This window comes from Eximiradius sp. (genome assembly GCA_937127445.1).
Lineage (GTDB): Bacteria > Bacteroidota > Ignavibacteria > Kapaibacteriales > UBA2268 > JAKIZO01.
Map to the genome: position 1 here is coordinate 41142 of CAKZLY010000014.1, position 16599 is coordinate 57740.

5 protein-coding genes are annotated in these 16599 nt (G+C 41.2%); all 5 read right to left on the reverse strand.

What is annotated here, in order from left to right; all coding sequences use genetic code 11:
• Positions 1–52 precede the first annotated feature (52 nt).
• The 5 genes from AC6QZF_RS02995 to AC6QZF_RS03015 all read right to left on the reverse strand — a co-directional run bounded on the left by AC6QZF_RS02995 (position 53) and on the right by AC6QZF_RS03015 (position 16376).
• Positions 53–6499, reverse strand: a complete 6447-nt coding sequence (locus AC6QZF_RS02995; RefSeq protein ID WP_499798395.1) for a LamG-like jellyroll fold domain-containing protein — start codon at positions 6497–6499, stop codon at positions 53–55.
• A 190-nt stretch (positions 6500–6689) separates the two neighbouring features.
• Positions 6690–14012 (reverse strand): beta strand repeat-containing protein, encoded by a 7323-nt coding sequence (locus AC6QZF_RS03000; protein WP_499798396.1) that lies wholly within the window; start codon positions 14010–14012, stop codon positions 6690–6692.
• Between the two features lie 510 nt (positions 14013–14522).
• A complete protein-coding gene (locus AC6QZF_RS03005) occupies positions 14523–15233 on the reverse strand; it encodes an MtnX-like HAD-IB family phosphatase (RefSeq protein ID WP_499798397.1) in 711 nt (236 codons plus the stop codon).
• Complete coding sequence (locus tag AC6QZF_RS03010) at positions 15230–15787, reverse strand: hypothetical protein (protein ID WP_499798398.1); 558 nt, start codon at positions 15785–15787, stop codon at positions 15230–15232. The genes AC6QZF_RS03005 and AC6QZF_RS03010 overlap by 4 nt, the downstream gene beginning before the upstream one ends.
• Positions 15780–16376, reverse strand: coding sequence for a hypothetical protein (locus AC6QZF_RS03015; protein WP_499798399.1), 597 nt, complete (start codon positions 16374–16376; stop codon positions 15780–15782). Before AC6QZF_RS03015 ends, AC6QZF_RS03010 begins: the two co-directional genes overlap by 8 nt.
• Between the last annotated feature and the right edge of the window lie 223 nt (positions 16377–16599).

Genomic DNA, 16599 nt, shown 5'->3' on the forward strand with positions numbered 1-16599 from the left:
AAGCAGCCCCTTTAATAAGGGGCTGCTTCAGTGTTGTTATGAACGTAGAGTGTTATTTCACTCTTACAACTTCGCGAGTGATAACGTATGGACCAGCTTCGATACGAACTATATACATACCAGAAGCAAGATTCATTCCGCTCAAGCTGAGAGTATGGCTGCCAGCCGAGTAAAACTTGCTCGATATAAGCGAAGCAACCTTGATACCCATTGTGTTGTAGAGGCTTACAGATACATTACCATCCGTTGGGATAGTAAATGTAACTTTTGCTTCGTCTGCAAATGGGTTAGGAACAACTTCAACATTGTAGCCGAGAGCAACCGGGTCGTCGATACCAGTTACACTACCTTTGATTTCGAATGGACCAGAGCGATGGTATTCGAGTTCAGGAATATTAGCGTAAATTGCGCGAACCCAAGCGTTCTTTGTATTGACGTTCGGCACCATCCAGTCGAATGAGCGGAGAGATGCTTTGAAATCCCCTGCAAGAGTATTCCAGGTAGCGCCGTTATCGATAGAGTATTGCAAAGTAAATGTATTAACATTCTCGTGTACCCAGCGAACAGGGCGTTTTTCGCCGAAGTTCAACTTATCGTTTGCACGAGGATTAGTAATTACAAGTGTTCCAGAGAGAATTCTGAATGGTTCGGAAACTGCAAGCACTTTGCCAGTTGCTACATCAACCATACGAACAACAGCGTTCTTAGTATTTGCAGCTGGGATAGTCCATTCAACTTCTTCTTTGTTGGTGTTTACTGTTCCAGTAACAACAGTCCAGCCATCAACGCCGTTTGCGGAGAATTCGAAACGAACATTTGCGTTGTCCTTCGAAGTCCAGCGGATGAAGTCTTTCTTGCCGCTTGTGTAGATTGGATCAGTTGAAGCAGGACGAGTAATTTCAGCCGGAACGGAGAATATAGTAAATACAGCGTCGCTTCTATCGAGTTCTTTGCCAGTTGCAGCATCGAGCAAGCGAACAAGCATTTCGCCAGAATTGAGGCGTGGAGCAATCCAATTGAAGCCTAATTTGAGAGCATCAACAGGTGCCTGGTTGATACGTACCCAGGAAGCACCATTGTCGGCTGAATATTCGAGATAGAGTGATACGCCTTCGACATCGAGCGGAGCAGTCCAGTTAATTGTATACATCGAACCGCCTTCCCAAACTTCGCCGCCATTAGGTGCAACAACAGCAAAGTTTTTAGTGATAATGATCGGTTTAATGTCTTCGAATACGCCAACACCTGTAATAATTTTGCCGTCGGTCGACAATACAGCGCAAGTATTACTCCAGTTAAAGAATATGCTCTGGTCTTTGCGTAAGAGTTCAAATCTCAATGTGCCAAGATAAGTATTAACTCTTGGAACAATTTGACCTGGACGACGTGTATATGCATCCCAATCAACTTCTATCGAACGTGTGTTTGGAACAGGAATATCAGTTAAATTAGTTGGTGAAGTGTAAATCGGGCCATAACCCAAATCGAAACGATTATCGAAAATTACTTCGTTGACTTTTACAAGCTCAGCAAAACGAACAACTGTTGGGTCGAAGTTAATCGCAAATGTTGCATTCGCAAGAGCAAAATCAGCACCAGTATTGCGAATGTAGATTGGAACATCCACAAAATTGCCGTTGAGTTGTGGCATCGCAATAACACGGTAGGACAATCCGCCAGACAGAGTTTGGTCGTATTTGCTAATGATAGTTGAAGAATGAACTTCACCGCCTTCATTGAGATATAATTTAGCATCAACAACAAAGCGTTTTGAAAGTTCAGGAGCAAGTGGATAGTAAACGCTCATTGGATCTGCGTCTGAAATGTAAGAGAATGGATTGCTTTCGATAGAATTAGGAGTTTGTGGATAAACATATTGAGTGTTCAAAGCAAGGTTGCGAAGTGATGAAACCTTGTTTGTATTGTTATCAACAATAGTTCTATCGATAGCATTTGCAACGTTATCGCCGTTTACGTCGTTCGATGCATCAGTCGAGAGAGCATTGACGCGAACCTTTGCACGGTCGGCAGCATTGATTTGACCATCGCGATAGACGTCGCCACCAACCATAGCAGGCAACGAATTCGGACTTGTTATATTATTGGCAGCGCCACCATCGTTGAAGTTCAAGCCAGTTGATGCCCACTTGGAATTGTAACGGTCAGGAGTATAGTTTTGCTCATCAGCATAAGCAGTATAGCGAGTGCCGTAAGCAGGTGGTTCTTGACGAGCTTCGGTCGAAGTAATCAAGTTGTTGTCAGTTCCATCCCAAGCTTGGAAATCCCAACCTGATTCAATATCCCAGCTTGACAAATTGTCCCCAACATAATAGAATGGAGCAGCGTAAGCAGACATCACAGGCAAATAGTTCAAGTGATCAATAACTACGAAGTAGCGACCGTCGGCAACGTCTGTGAGAACAAATGGGACATTAGCAAAGTTGTTAGCACCGCCGTTTCTGTTGATGATAAGCTTCGATTGAGTAAAGTTGTAGTATTTGTCTGTCGAAAGTACAGTACTATTAGGGACATACGAACCCGGAACGCCCGAATTATCTTCGAACAGACGAATTCTCAAGCCTTTGTTCGCAAAGTTTGTCCCAATATTATTTATAATACCGCTTGCATATCCACCGTGGTAACCATCTAAAAGAACGCGAACAGTAAAGTTACTTGGAGGAGTAATGTTAAATTGTGCACTCTCAGTGATAAGAGTTTGCATAAATCCATCTGAACCGTTATCGTATTCAAATGCATAAGGAGTATTGATATTAGCGCGGGCACGAAGTCTTAATCTACCGTTTGTCATTGCAGCACCAATAACGCTTTGGTCATTGTAAACACCGTCTTTGTTAGCGTCTGGATCTGCAATTGAGCAGTTGAGAATACCTGCATATTGAGGTTTAGAAGCAACACCCATAAATTCGTATTCAGAAGTTGCTGTCGGCAGAGTAAGAGCATTTGTATAACCAGCATTTTGGTACACACTCGAAACAAATTGATAAGGAACGTTAGTATTTCCAGCACCACCACCAGTTGAGAACTCTAAATCAGCTTGTTTTGACGAAGTTCCATAGGAGAATGCGACACCATCATTGCGATTATAGTCGAAACCAACCCAACGAACTTTAAGAGCTGTTTCGGTATTTTTAACTGCTTGCAGATAAACAGGTTCAACTAATTTAATAAATGGAGTTGTCGATTCGTAGTTTGCAGTTGGATCTGGATTAATGCGAGCAACTAAATCTGCATCATAAGGTGTCATTTCGAAAGCACGAGCTTTGCCGTAGTTAACCCAGCTATTACCGTTGAACGAGTAAGCAGCGATGAGGTTCTTCGTGTAGTCCACTCCGCCAAACACACCGAGCTCGCTTGCACGAACGTTAGTAGCGCCTTGAACAAACTTAATCATTTCGTCTGTTGTAAGAACACCGCCAGGATTGCCGCCCCAGAAGCGCAATTCACGGAATTCTCCATCAAAACGACGAGCAACATTTGTTCCAACAACTGGTTCATAGCCAATGTAAACTGGTGAAGAATTAGTCTTATCAACAGTTATGCCTGTACCAAGTTGTCTCATAATTGGATTAGTTGCTTCTAATGCATCGTTGCGAGTCCAAGTTAGCTGAGGAACACCATCAACGAAGAATAGAATTTGTGATTGCGAACCAACCGATGGAATGTTTACCCAAACACCAACGTGTATCCAAACGGAATCAAATTCAACAGTGTTAGGATTGAGTATTCTATAAATTGGATCGCTAACAGCTGTGCGAAGAGTACGAGTTCCATTATCAAGCGAGGAAACTACAAATTGCAACTGCCCCGTCGAAAGAAGTCTCAAAGCATATTGCAAAGCTTCGGCTTCTGTTGCAGCGTTAGGATTCTTCTTAGCAACGATAGGATAGTAGTTCCCTTCGGTATTTTGTGGGAAGCTATAAGGCTTAATCCATGTTTCAAGGAAGAAAGTTTCGCCAGTAATATTAAGTTTAGTATTTGCTGGAATGCTTACAATTGAATTCTGACCATTTTTGTAAGCAAACCAAGGAGCAACTTTGAAAGGTTGTGAGATATAATAGATATCTTGCTGGTTGCGGGCTTCGGAACCACTTATTCTCATCAATACATTTTTTTCGTAGTTCCCAACAAATGGAATAACTCCTTGCAAATCATTCATTAATCCAGAAATTGTAACGTTGTTGTATGGTTCCCAGTATGCATAAGCATCTTCGACTTCAGCATTGTCTATAGGCATTGCCGGAGTTTGGTTGTCTAATGCATCGAACCACGTATTACCACCATCGCGACTGATTTGGATCATTACATCACCGTAGGTTGCAGTCGGTTTTGGAGTTAAACTTCCGATACCATAAGAAACCCAACGAATTTCGTAAATTTTACCTTTTAAGTTGCTAACACCTTCGCCACCATTTGGTGAAGTTAGCTTTATATGAGAGCGATCTGGACGATAACGAATAGAGTTGTTATTTGGCGTTGAAGTCAAGCCGGGAGTTGTAAAGAAATTCAAGTCGTTATTGCTTTGTTGATATGTTTTTTCATTAGCTTTATCCAAACGTGAAGCTTGCAATGGGAAGTAAAGCTCAAGCCCGGTGCGCCAATCGTTTGGACCATCAGTAATCGCAGTAATCGAACCATTCGGATCGTAAACTCCGGGGATATAACGACGCAATTGACTTTGTTCTAATGCAACACGCCAAACTTTCACTTCTTTGATACCGCCATAGAAGTAATCTTGTGGTTGCATCCCATTGTTCGGATTGACGCCAACCCAAATAGGCATTTTTACGTTCAATGGACGGATATTCGGAGCACTTCTATTCACATAGCGAGCAACTTCTTCTCCGTCAACATAAAGAATCACAGTATTGTTGGAAACAACGCCTGCAAGATGTGTCCAGGATAGTGAGTGTTGGTCTGTCAAATTAGGATTGTTGCCATATGCAACCAATGGAGCTGGGCACACAACATCGCCAAGCACACTCCCATCAGCAGCAGTTACGCGAAATGCTGGATAAATGCCATCGCGAAGATATAACATCCAGCCATAATCTGCTTGCGATGCATTCCCTGAACTTGCTGCAACAATACCCGGATTAGTTCCTACTCCATTAGAAACATTCAAATTCACCCACGCTTCCACTGTAAATGAGTTTGGAGTGGAGAAGTTTCTAACCGAGCGGAAGTAAGTAGTAGCACCGTCAAACTGAACAAAGAACAAGCGACCAAGAATAAAAGTTTCGTCCGATTCGTCCATTCTGGTTGGGCTTGTGTAAGCTGGACGGTTGCTTTCAGCAAGGCTACCACTTGTGCCATCGAGTTGAGTAATTCTAATTTTAGCGTTTTCGCTTCTGAATGGGAAATTATCATCTGCTTTCCAGATAACACGAAGAACTCCACCATAGCCCCAGCCAAGTAAACCAGGACCATCGGGTTCGTCTTGCAAGAAAGCAGCAGCTACATCTGTTGGAATAGGATCGACATTACCTGTAGTTACAAAGTAGTCGTCAGTTACATCAAGACTGTCTATCCAGCCTAATCTGTATGTTGGCAGATCAGCAGTAGCAATGAGCGAAGCTTTGTCGCGGCTTTCTGCTACACGTCCAAACTCAGTGTATGTTGTGCCTCCATCGAGCGAATACTCAAGGCGATAAGCAAATCGACGAGTACCATAAGGATCTGCAAGCGTTGGAGTTGCAAGACCAGAACGTTCAAAATAAATTGGGTAACCGCGATTAGCACGCATTGATAGATAAGGACTTTCTGGATAACGGTTAACAGTTTGATTCAACTGATTAGGATTTAGAACTGTAATACCACGAATTGTAAATGGTGTAGGATTTACAAATTCAACCTGGTTTGTAACATTAGTAAGTCCATCACCACTCATTACAACAGTAGTGTTGAGCGAAGTGTACGGATTGAACCGAAATTCTGCCAAATCAGCATCAGTTAGTGCATCTGCATTTAGAATATTGAAGCGAAGAAGTCCAATAAACGACCCGCGACCAGTGGAAGCAGGTGCAAAACCAGGACCTAATGTGCTTGTAACATTAACGTCCAAAACTGCAACGTATCTCATTGTCCCACCAACCAAACCAGAAACGCTTGTTCCGCTGAGAGCAGCAAAACCACGAGCAGGTTTGTTGTGGAATTCTGATTCAATAATATAATATGGTAATGGCTCCGGAGCATCAACATCAAACTGAATTGCATCAGTTTTCGATGATGGTTGATTAGCAAGCGAGAAGTTTGCAGCTTGAAGTTTAGCACCATTATACGAAACACCAATGTTCATTGCTCCGAGCGGACCAGCATTTGGCGAAAGAGAGCGGACCCAAATTTCAACTCCCAGTTGATTACCCATTCTGCGCGGGGTAAGCGTCATCTGGTAGTTGTAAGTTTGAGCAAGCGATTCGGCGGCTCCTGCAATGAGTAACAACGCCAGCCAAAATGCACTCAAGAATTTTACTTTTTTCATAATTTGTTCCTTTTATATTTATAAACACAATTTCTTTTTGCTTTGGCTTTGGGCTATGGGTTGCCATAGCATCCAAGCACTTATTGTAATTCCATTTATAATTGTTATTACAAAGAACTTTTCTTCCTCGGTTCGAGTGTGCCTCCAACTCATTGGGGAGGCACACTTCCCGAAAACCAACCCAATGCCCTTACGGTGTTACCGAATATATTTCGCTACCATAGGTCGATACTTGTAGTATGTATTCTTCGCCAGACTTAGTCCAATAAGAACCGTCGGCACTGAAGATACGTATTGTGTATGTACCGGCTGGCAGACCGTTTATTACTGCCGCCTCACTTGATTTTCCGTTCAATGTGGAACGTCTGATGCGGCGTCCTGTTGTATCATAGAATTCTAATGTATAATCACCGGCAAGATTGCCAAGTTTTACTCTTACATTCGGTGTTGTGCTGGCAACTGAGAAGTTGAACCAGTCCTCGTCGGTCGAGCTCTTAACAGTTCCGCGAACAGGAACGTTTGTGCCGATTGCTTTCGATAGTGCTCTTGTATTGTTTACGCCGAATGTTACATCATCGTCGTAGCTACCGGTTGTTTCGAACGATTTCGGGTTCCCAGCAGCAGCTATTGTACGATAATGTTCGTTTCCATCTGTGCCGTTGTATTCAAATACATATACGTAATACTTAGTATTCGGAGCAAGCCCAACGACATTGATACTGTTGCCTGTTCCATTGTAAAGAACTGTTGCACTACCAAGATTAGAGCCCAACCCAACAATAGTATTGCCGTAATAAGTTTCACCATTTGCTGGATATTCAGTTAGTCTTAGCAACGTATCAGGCTTTATGATTACAATTCGAGCATTACCACCACCGTTTGTCCAGCTGATAGTTGCAGTTGTTGCAGTGATATTGGTAAACGTCAAAGCAGTTGCCTGACTAGTTGGGGCAGCAGGAAGCACATCAAACAACTGGCTAACAGTTGACAATGCTTCGCTTGGAGAAACTGCACTTACAACAAACTGATGGTTTTTACCAGCAGATGTTGTGATGGAAAGCCCTTGCAATGTTACGTAGGACTGGCCAGCAGGTATTACACCAGCGAGCGCATTGCCACCATTGAATATACCGGCACCAATTTGCTTGTCTATCTCGAATGTAAACGGAGAACTTACTGTAACTGCTTGCCCATACTCATTCTGTAACTGCACAGTTACATTAAATGCTTGGTTGAGAACAACTGGCGTTGGTTCAATGCTTGTGATTACAAGTTTATTGCCTGTAACCTTGATTGCGGCATCTTTTGCAACATCTGTATTAGCAGTTGCTACAAATATTGCCCAATCACCCGAAAGTGCTGTTGAACCTTTTATTGGGTAGGCAGAAGTTGTTAATGTCTGGCTTGAATATGTTAAATTGTTACGATAATCAACCCAGGAAGTGCCTCCCCATTTTGCCATAAATGTAGTACCACTTGCAGGAGTTAAACTATTGTGTATAGTACTTGGCCATTCGAATTTAACTTTTATGCTATCGTTAATCGCTGTTCCTTCGGGAGTTATTCTCCACAAAGCAAGCAATGCACGTTTGGCATCGCCACCTTTGCCTACTGTCGGATTAGTGTAGAATGGTCTAATCACAACAGCTTGCTCGCTTATTGGTTTTGAAAATCTCAACTCAACAGGTATATACTGTCCACCATTACCAATGTCAAATCTTGTTACTGTATTCTTCACATAACGACGTAAGTTTCCAATAACATAAGATGTTGGAGTAAATGCCGGCAATACCGCATTCGGCCCGAATGTCAAAATATTGTCATTTGTTGTGATGCTGAATGCACCTGTAAGTGTCCCATTTATTCTCAAATCTCCTGCAAGGATGATTGTATTTGCTATTGTTAAATTGTTACATTCGTTATTTCTGAACATAGTTGCAGGAATGGTAAGATTTGCAATGTTTGGCAATACAACCGATGAACCTGTCCCCGCCTTTATTCCGCCAGAAATCATTACAAGGTTGAATGATGTGTTGAATGTCAGCGTGTAAGTACCTAAATCGAAATCATTTATTCCTGTATTAATGCGCAGATATGATGTATTTGCAATGTTCAAATTACCGCCCAATGTTTCCTGACGTGCAACTTCGAGCTGAACAGTAGTTGCAGCAGTACCAACAAAGTACGAATTGCTAAGCCCGTTGGTAACTGTTCCTGTCCCTTGCAATACAAGGCGGGACGCAGTTAAATTACCAGCAAGCAAACCTGTCGTTCTTGTCAAATTGCCATTAAGAATAAGTTTCATTGGGTTTACAGCACTTGCACCAGAACCAATTGTCAGGTTTGCAGTTGCAAGATCTAATGTCCCATTAACTGTCAGGTCGTTTGCAGTTGTGTGAGCAGCGTTTATTGTTAAATTATATAGAGTTGGCACTCCACTAACTGCGAAATATGCATCTTCTAACAATGGTGTCACGTGGTTAGTTGCAACAATGTAAGTTCCTGTTCCACCATTGATAACACCATTGGTACGGCTTATTTGACCAGCGCCCACTGTAAATGTCCTGCTGCCAAGATTCAATATACCATTAGTAAGCACTAGTTCGTGGTTTGCATTTGATGCAATTTGAGTATTAATTTCCAGCAATAATTCTGAGTTGCCTGTTTTATTTAAAGTTACATCTGCAAATTGAATTGGTGTAATCGCCGTAGTCGCTCCTGTAATCTTCTGCAACGAACTTCCGTTGAATATCACTCTACTTGCATCATTCGCTGTGAAGTCCATACTTGATGTTCCATCGATTACCAAATCACCAGCTACAAATAATTCTTGTGCTTGGTTTGGAACTACTAATGCAGTTGGACCAGTTGTACGAATGCTATAGAATTGCGTAGAAGCAGGTGAGATGCTCGAAATTCGCGGAGCAGCCCCGGTAAATGTAACAGTTCCACCTGTTGCAGTAAATTTACCACCAGCACCAGAATTAAGGAAAGTACTTGCACCTGTACCAGTAATTGTGAAATCCGAGGATGTTGCGACTTCGTTATTTGCAGCAGCAGTAATTGTGATTGTTCCAAATTCAAGACGACCCGCATCTGATTTCACTATCGTCTTTGGATTGCCTGCCGAAACGCCTACACCAACATCAAATGTAATTACCGATGCAGCATTACCAACGTAGAATTCACCGTTGCCTTCCACCTCGATACCTGCACCAAGCGGATTAGTAGCATTATTGCGAATTGTAAAATTGTGATTTGTATTTGTTGTTAGCTTTGATCCATTAGCAACTTTAATCTTAAAGAAACGCAATGTCCCTGCATTATTAATGTATTTTTCCTGTATATTCTCGAATGTAATAGTTCCGCCATCGGCTAGCAACGAACCGCTAACTACCAAATTCCCCTTTATCTTCCAGCTATCTGAGGTATTTACTATTCCAATAATAGTCAAATCGTTAAATACAAGCGTTTGGTTTGATGCGTTGTAAATATCACCATTACCTGTGAATGTAATTGTTCCATTATTTGCAATGAACGAACCATTTACCTTAACATTAATTTCTTTCTTAACGTTAAAGTCGTTGCTTGTTACAACCTTAGATCCTTCAGAAACTTCAAATTCATAAAATTCAAGCTCAGATGCAGTTTGCGTATTAATTATCTCGCGTTGTCCGAGGTTGCTGAATATTACTTTACCGGATGTCGGCGAAAAAGCATCTGAACCATATTGATAGAAGTTACCTTGTATATAAGCCGTCCCAAGTGGAACAAATGTTTGAGTACCACCCGACGAATTAAGTTCAACATTAAATAATTTCAGTGTTCCGCCGGATTGAACGCTCCAAGGGTCGCCAGCTCCAGCAACTGCTGTTGTGAAATATGCGGTCCCACCTGTCGCGTTGAATGTGGAGCCACTGCGAATATCTAATTGATTAGTTAACGTAAAGTTATTTTGAGTTACAACGTTTGCATTATTATCAGCACGTATTGTTCCGAAACTTAAGAATGCGGACTGAGGAACGCTTATTGTTTGCATTGGGTCGTAACCGCCCCAGAACTCAACGTTCATACCTTGAACCGCACTATTTGCAAGAAGCGATACATCGCCACTTATGCGAATTCTATTGGCCGAACCTGTTACATCGGCAGCATTTACAGTGAAATTATTAACCCATATACCGCTACCAGTTGTATAATCATTGTTTAAAGTAATTGTCGAGCTCACTCCTGCTGTAACGCCATCACCAATAATAAGATTCAAACGACCTGTTCCGTTGGCGCCCAGAATTTCAGATCCAGCTGTAAGCGTTATGTTACCCATTACACGCAACGACACATTATCGCCATTAACCGTATTATTTGCCGGTTGCACTGTTGCATTTGCATGGTTAAGTACAAGTGTTTTACATTCGTATATAGAACCATTACCGTTTACTGTAACTGTCGCTGGACCTATTACTACTTGGTCAACTTTTGTTGGAACGCCCACAGGCGACCAGCTATTCGGGTTGCCCCAGTTGCCGCTTGTTCCTACAAATGTACGAAGAACACCTCCATCGCCAGGTGCCGCTGCCAATGCGTAATAGTTTGCTGTTGCAATATTAACACCTGTTACTGCCAACTGCCCTTTCCCTGTTACTGGGGTGTTCTCTGTTACCGTACCTGTTACTTCAGTTGGACTTGTAACAAAAGTATAATCAGTTGTATAATACAATTTTAAATCTGCTGCATTGCTATATAATTCTGTGTTGTCGAAAGCGAATGTTACAGCCGTAACATTCGCACCAGCTGTAATATAATATACTCTATGCGTTGCAAGACCAACACCCGCAATTGGAACTGTTCTTGGATAACGGCGAACAACTATATTCGTAGCTGCACCCGCAGTTATTGATGGCACACCTATACCGCTTGTACCAATATTAGCAGCAGTCGTACCTGCTGTTGCCGTAGTAACGTATCCAGTCCCAGATGTGCTCAACCCTGTGTTTATTATTGTATTGCCGGCTGTTTCCGATATTTGAGCATCCACATCAGCCAGCGTCAGATTGAAACCATTCAAATCTAAGTCGCCAAGGACTATGTCCACATCGTTGTTGGAGGCAGTTCCATCGCCAACAGTTAAGCCGACCATCAACTTCATACCAGTAGGGCGATTTAAAATAAGTCTGCCCAAAGTTGTTACACCCGCAGGCAAAACAAACTGCGATGATGTCCCTTGAATTGATAATATTGTCGAAGCATCAGTGGTATATGTTCCATTTCCTATCATTTGTCCACGCAAAGAAATCGTTCCACCATTACCATCAAGTGTTAATGTCCCAGCATTTGAAACATCACCATAAACAGTTAGGTTATATGTCGCTTTATCTAATGTCGCAGCGGAAGAAACTTGTAAGTTGCCATATAATGTTATACCTGCTGTTAATAGAGTGGTACCACCAGTAATAGTTAAGTTGTTTAGCGTTGTAAAACTAAAACCCGTAGTACTAGCATTTATGCTAAAATTCGTCGTTTGATCTGTTGTTAATGCACCTGCAACAAATGTTGGAGCGGCAGTAAATACAACTGTCGAACCGCTTGTTGCATCCATAATAAAGTTTGTTGCTGCAGCAGAAGTATATGTCCCACTAAAAGTAATAGTGTTACCATTGATTACTAACGTCCCTTGTGCAAATTCTGTTGCATCAACATTGGAGGTAATAGTTAAATCGTTGTTTAAGATTACTTTCCTTGCAAGCGCACCACGGCTAACTCGCAACATATTCAGTTGAGTTATGCTCGATGGAAGCTCTATATCAGATGTTTGAGTTGAAAGAATTCTTAATGTTGTATATTGATTTGTTGTTATACTTCCAGTATAAGTATAATTACAACCAGCAGCTATTACAATTAATGGCTCATCTGCCGCATTCCCTCCGTTAGCTATGATACTTCCGCTGCCAGATAAACCAGTTGTAAATGTTATTCCATTATTTGCTGTTGTTACAGCGGACAAATCTAAAATCCCATTTGCTCCAATAGTTGTAGTTGTTGTTACTGTATGTGCTTCGTCAGGAAGCGCTACTGTACCAGAAGTTATTGTCAATGAATTAAATGTTACTGCAAATGCACCTGAAACAGTAAACGTTGTATTTGGTCTATTCAATGTAAAATTGCCAAAGTTATTAGCACCAGCAATTGTAAATGTTGGCAAATTGCCAGAACCTAAAATCTGCAATGTTGTAGCTGATGTTGTAACAAACTCGGTTTCATCGGTTCCCCAGTTAGTTACAGGTCCATATAAAATTACAGTAGAACCACTTGCAACAAAATCGCCACCATTAGGATTAGTAAAGGTCCCATATACAGTAAATGTGTTAGATCCAATAGTTGTTGTACCAGCTGCTGTTCTAACATAATTACCATATACTGTTATATTCCCAGCCATTGTAACACTATTGTTATTTACTGTTAAATTATGAACTGTAAGAGCAGGCAATTGATCATCAGCAGCAGTCTGGTTTGCGTTGAATGTCAAATTTGTATTCGAGTTAGTATTTAGCGTGAGATTGGTAAATGTAACAGTACCTGTAAATGTCACAGTCGAGCCAAGTGCATTAATTGTAGCACCAGAAGCTGCACCAGCAATGGTAGAAGCAAATGTTGAGGTAGAATTATTTATTGTTAATACACCAGTTGCAGGAATGGATAAAGCTGCCGTAAATGTATTTGTTACACTTCCACCAGTGGAAATAAGATTACCATTGAGCGTTATTGCACCGGTAAAGGTTCTGGTTTTGGTTGCTGTTGAAGCTGCATTTAAAGTAGCACCAAGTGCAATAGAGGTTGTTGAAGAAGCTGTTAAATTATTGTTTCCTACAATAAGAGTACCTGATGTAACCGTTAAGGCACCTGTTGAAACTGTTAAATCATCTGATAAAGTGCAAGTACTCCCCGGTTTATTTATTGTAAATGTGTTCAATGTGGTTAATTCAGTTGGCAGAACTACTGCAGTAGTACCAACAACAGATAGGATAGGAGGAGTTGTGTTAGTAATCGTAGCATTTGTTGCTTTTGTCCAAGTACCGCTCAATGTAACAGTTGCAGCAGCAGTACTAAAAGTAATGTTCGAGTTGTCATTTTGAACAATATCGCCACGATAAGTTGCATTACCAATATTAACTGTAACTGCCGCATTAATTATAAGCGATGATGTCCCATTCAGTGTAATACCACCAATTCCAGTAGTAGCAATATTAGTTGCTTGTGTTATTGTCAAAGTGGAATTACCGTAAATGCTAATTGTTCTTGCATTTACTGCACCTGATGTGGTTACATTGAAGCCCGTTGGAATAATTACGTCGTCGCTTGTTGTTGGAACTAATGCCGGCGACCAGTTACTTGCAGTGTTCCAGTCAGCACCGGATCCAACGAATGTTATAGTTGCAGAGTTGAGCATCCCTGCACTTAAAAAGGCTAAGATTGCGGTAATAAGGCTTAATCTTAGCAATCGGTTTTTCTTTTTCATATTTTGACCTTTAATAAAGTTTATAAAACTAAGTTTGATTAAAGTCGAATTTCAAACATTGCAAAGCGTAAAGAAAGCAGATAAAAACCTGCCGAACAATTTAAGAAGTATCGGAAAAACTAGAAATTCCTTTTCTCATAAGTTTCTCCATAAATTGTATCACATAAATCATAGTAAAGAACTCAATATATATCTATATTATATGCAATTAATTGGTTAATTAATTAGGAACAGGAAGCGTAATTTAGTCAAACCATACACACCTTTTTTAAAAAATACTTCTACCTCGATTATCATTTTCGGCTATTTTCAAATAAACTTTAGATATAATTTTAATTTTCGTTTTAGCGCTCAAAAAATAAAAATTCCTGTCAAACATTGTTAAACATAAGCATTTAGCAAACAAAGTATTTACAAATACAATGCCAATGAACAAAAATTAATCCTTTTCTTAATTTTCAGTTCATCTAATGAACAATATTAACCAGAATTAAATTTATGCAGGTGTACCTATTCGCATTTGAATGCGTCCATTCGCCGCAATCGCGCTTGATGACGCGGACGTAGCAACTTGCTGTGAAGTATTTTTCGCAGAACGCTGAGGATATCGAAGAACGATCGCCAATTATGGTGAGGCATCTTTTGCTCGAAGCAATACCGAGCAAGCGACTTCTTGGCAAAAACTATATCAGCATATTGTGCAACACAGAAATCTGAATATCCATCGCCAATGTAGATAACGAAAGCGTCCGTAGGAACATCTTTCAAGATTGCATTGCGTTTGCACGAAGCAACCAGGCAGCCGCAGCTTTCAGTTGCAAGCGGATAAGTGAGTTGCCATTTCCCCGCCTGCCTTTTTGCTTTGTTGCAATATACTTTTAATTCACTTTGGTTGATATTCGACAAAACCGGGTCAATGTAAATATCAAAGCCATCGCTTACTACTGACAGCGGCAAACCATTGCCCCTGCAAAATTCAACAAATTCTTTAAAATACATATCTACTTGCTGTGCAACAGCCCATCCATTTATAAACTGCTCGCCAACATGGTCCGGCAGGCTCGCAAAAAGATGCTCCCAATATTGGCGAATATTCAACCTGTGAGAAAGAAGCTCTGAATGATACGGCTCGAACTGCCCGAAATCCACGAAAAGTTTGTCTCCAAGGTCTTCGAGCGTTATTGTCCCATCGAAATCTGTAAATATATACACATCGTTCATCGAGAACGCACCGAAAAGAACAACCACACAGTCGCAGCAAGAGTTGCAACAACGACAGCCGGCCGGAGATACCGCTCCCACATGCTCTCTTCTGGTTCGGGCAATTGCTTCCGCAAAAAGTCCGGCGACGAAGCATTTATCTGCTCCACCTCAACGTAAGAAAGAGTGTCGCTCGAAGATAGTTCAAAAGTTTCGGGCTGGGAAAGCACATTATCCCTATATTTTTGAAATGTAAGTGAAATAGAAATTGTACGTTTTATTTCATTTTTAGAAATTGGCGAATAATCAACAGAAAAAATTGCAGGCGAAAGATAAATATAATTAGCCGCATCAGAACTTGACGAGATGATTTTTACCGGCGATTTGCGTGCAATTGCTTGCAAAATAAGCATTTGAGCGTCGGTCTGACTTGTGCTTATGCAAACGGTGTCTGCCACAAACGGAAGCCGCCGAGCAATGCTATCAGCAAGAAAAGAAGCAACCGCAAGATTGTGCTGCTGCGCAAACAATTGAATTGGAAGCAACCAGAACGCAGCAAACAGAAATTTATACATTAATGAACCTTGCTAAATGTTCTGCATCAGTTATATGAACAAGTGCGTGGTCATCAACAAGTTGCGATACCGCGGCTTTTGCGTCTCGCAGCGGAATATTGTGCTTGTAAGCAAAATGCCAGATGTCAATCGGCGAAGCGAAAATTTCGAGAGCAAGAAGCTGAGCCACTGTAAGCGGCTCGTTATTCTCGAAGCGGTTCCGAGCGGACTCAACAAAGGCTTTGCCCTCTTCGTCCTGCATCTGAACAGAAGTGAAGAAATAATTATCGTTATCGAGTAGATCGCAAATCGGAAAGCCCCGCCCATCGCGTTCCACCAGACGTGGTAGGAAATACATACCCACAAGGTAGGGCGCCACCACTTCATCTTCCCACAAATCGAGCCAGATCGCTTCATCCTCCGTACGCAGCCACTCGAAAAAGTCGATTTCGTATTGCGGAAGCATAAAAAGCGTGTCGCTCGAATAACGTCCTGCAAGCATTCGAGCTTGTTCGGGAGCGATCTCCGAAAACACCTGCTCCTCGAAAAGTATGTAATTACGCTCTTCGATTGAATTCTGACAATATGCTATTAATTCATCGTTTGTCATAGTATATTTTTCAGATATTTAATTACAAAAATACGAAAAATAATTATGAATTAATTAACGAAATGGACAATAAATTAGTTCCCGAGTAGGGACGCTTATAACTGAAAAAATTATTCACAATCTCCACAAATTATTTAATTTAAGCAATACCTTAACGAAATTTAACGCTTGCTTAACAAAAAATTTGTATTTTTATATTTTGTTTCAGTATTATGGCATAATA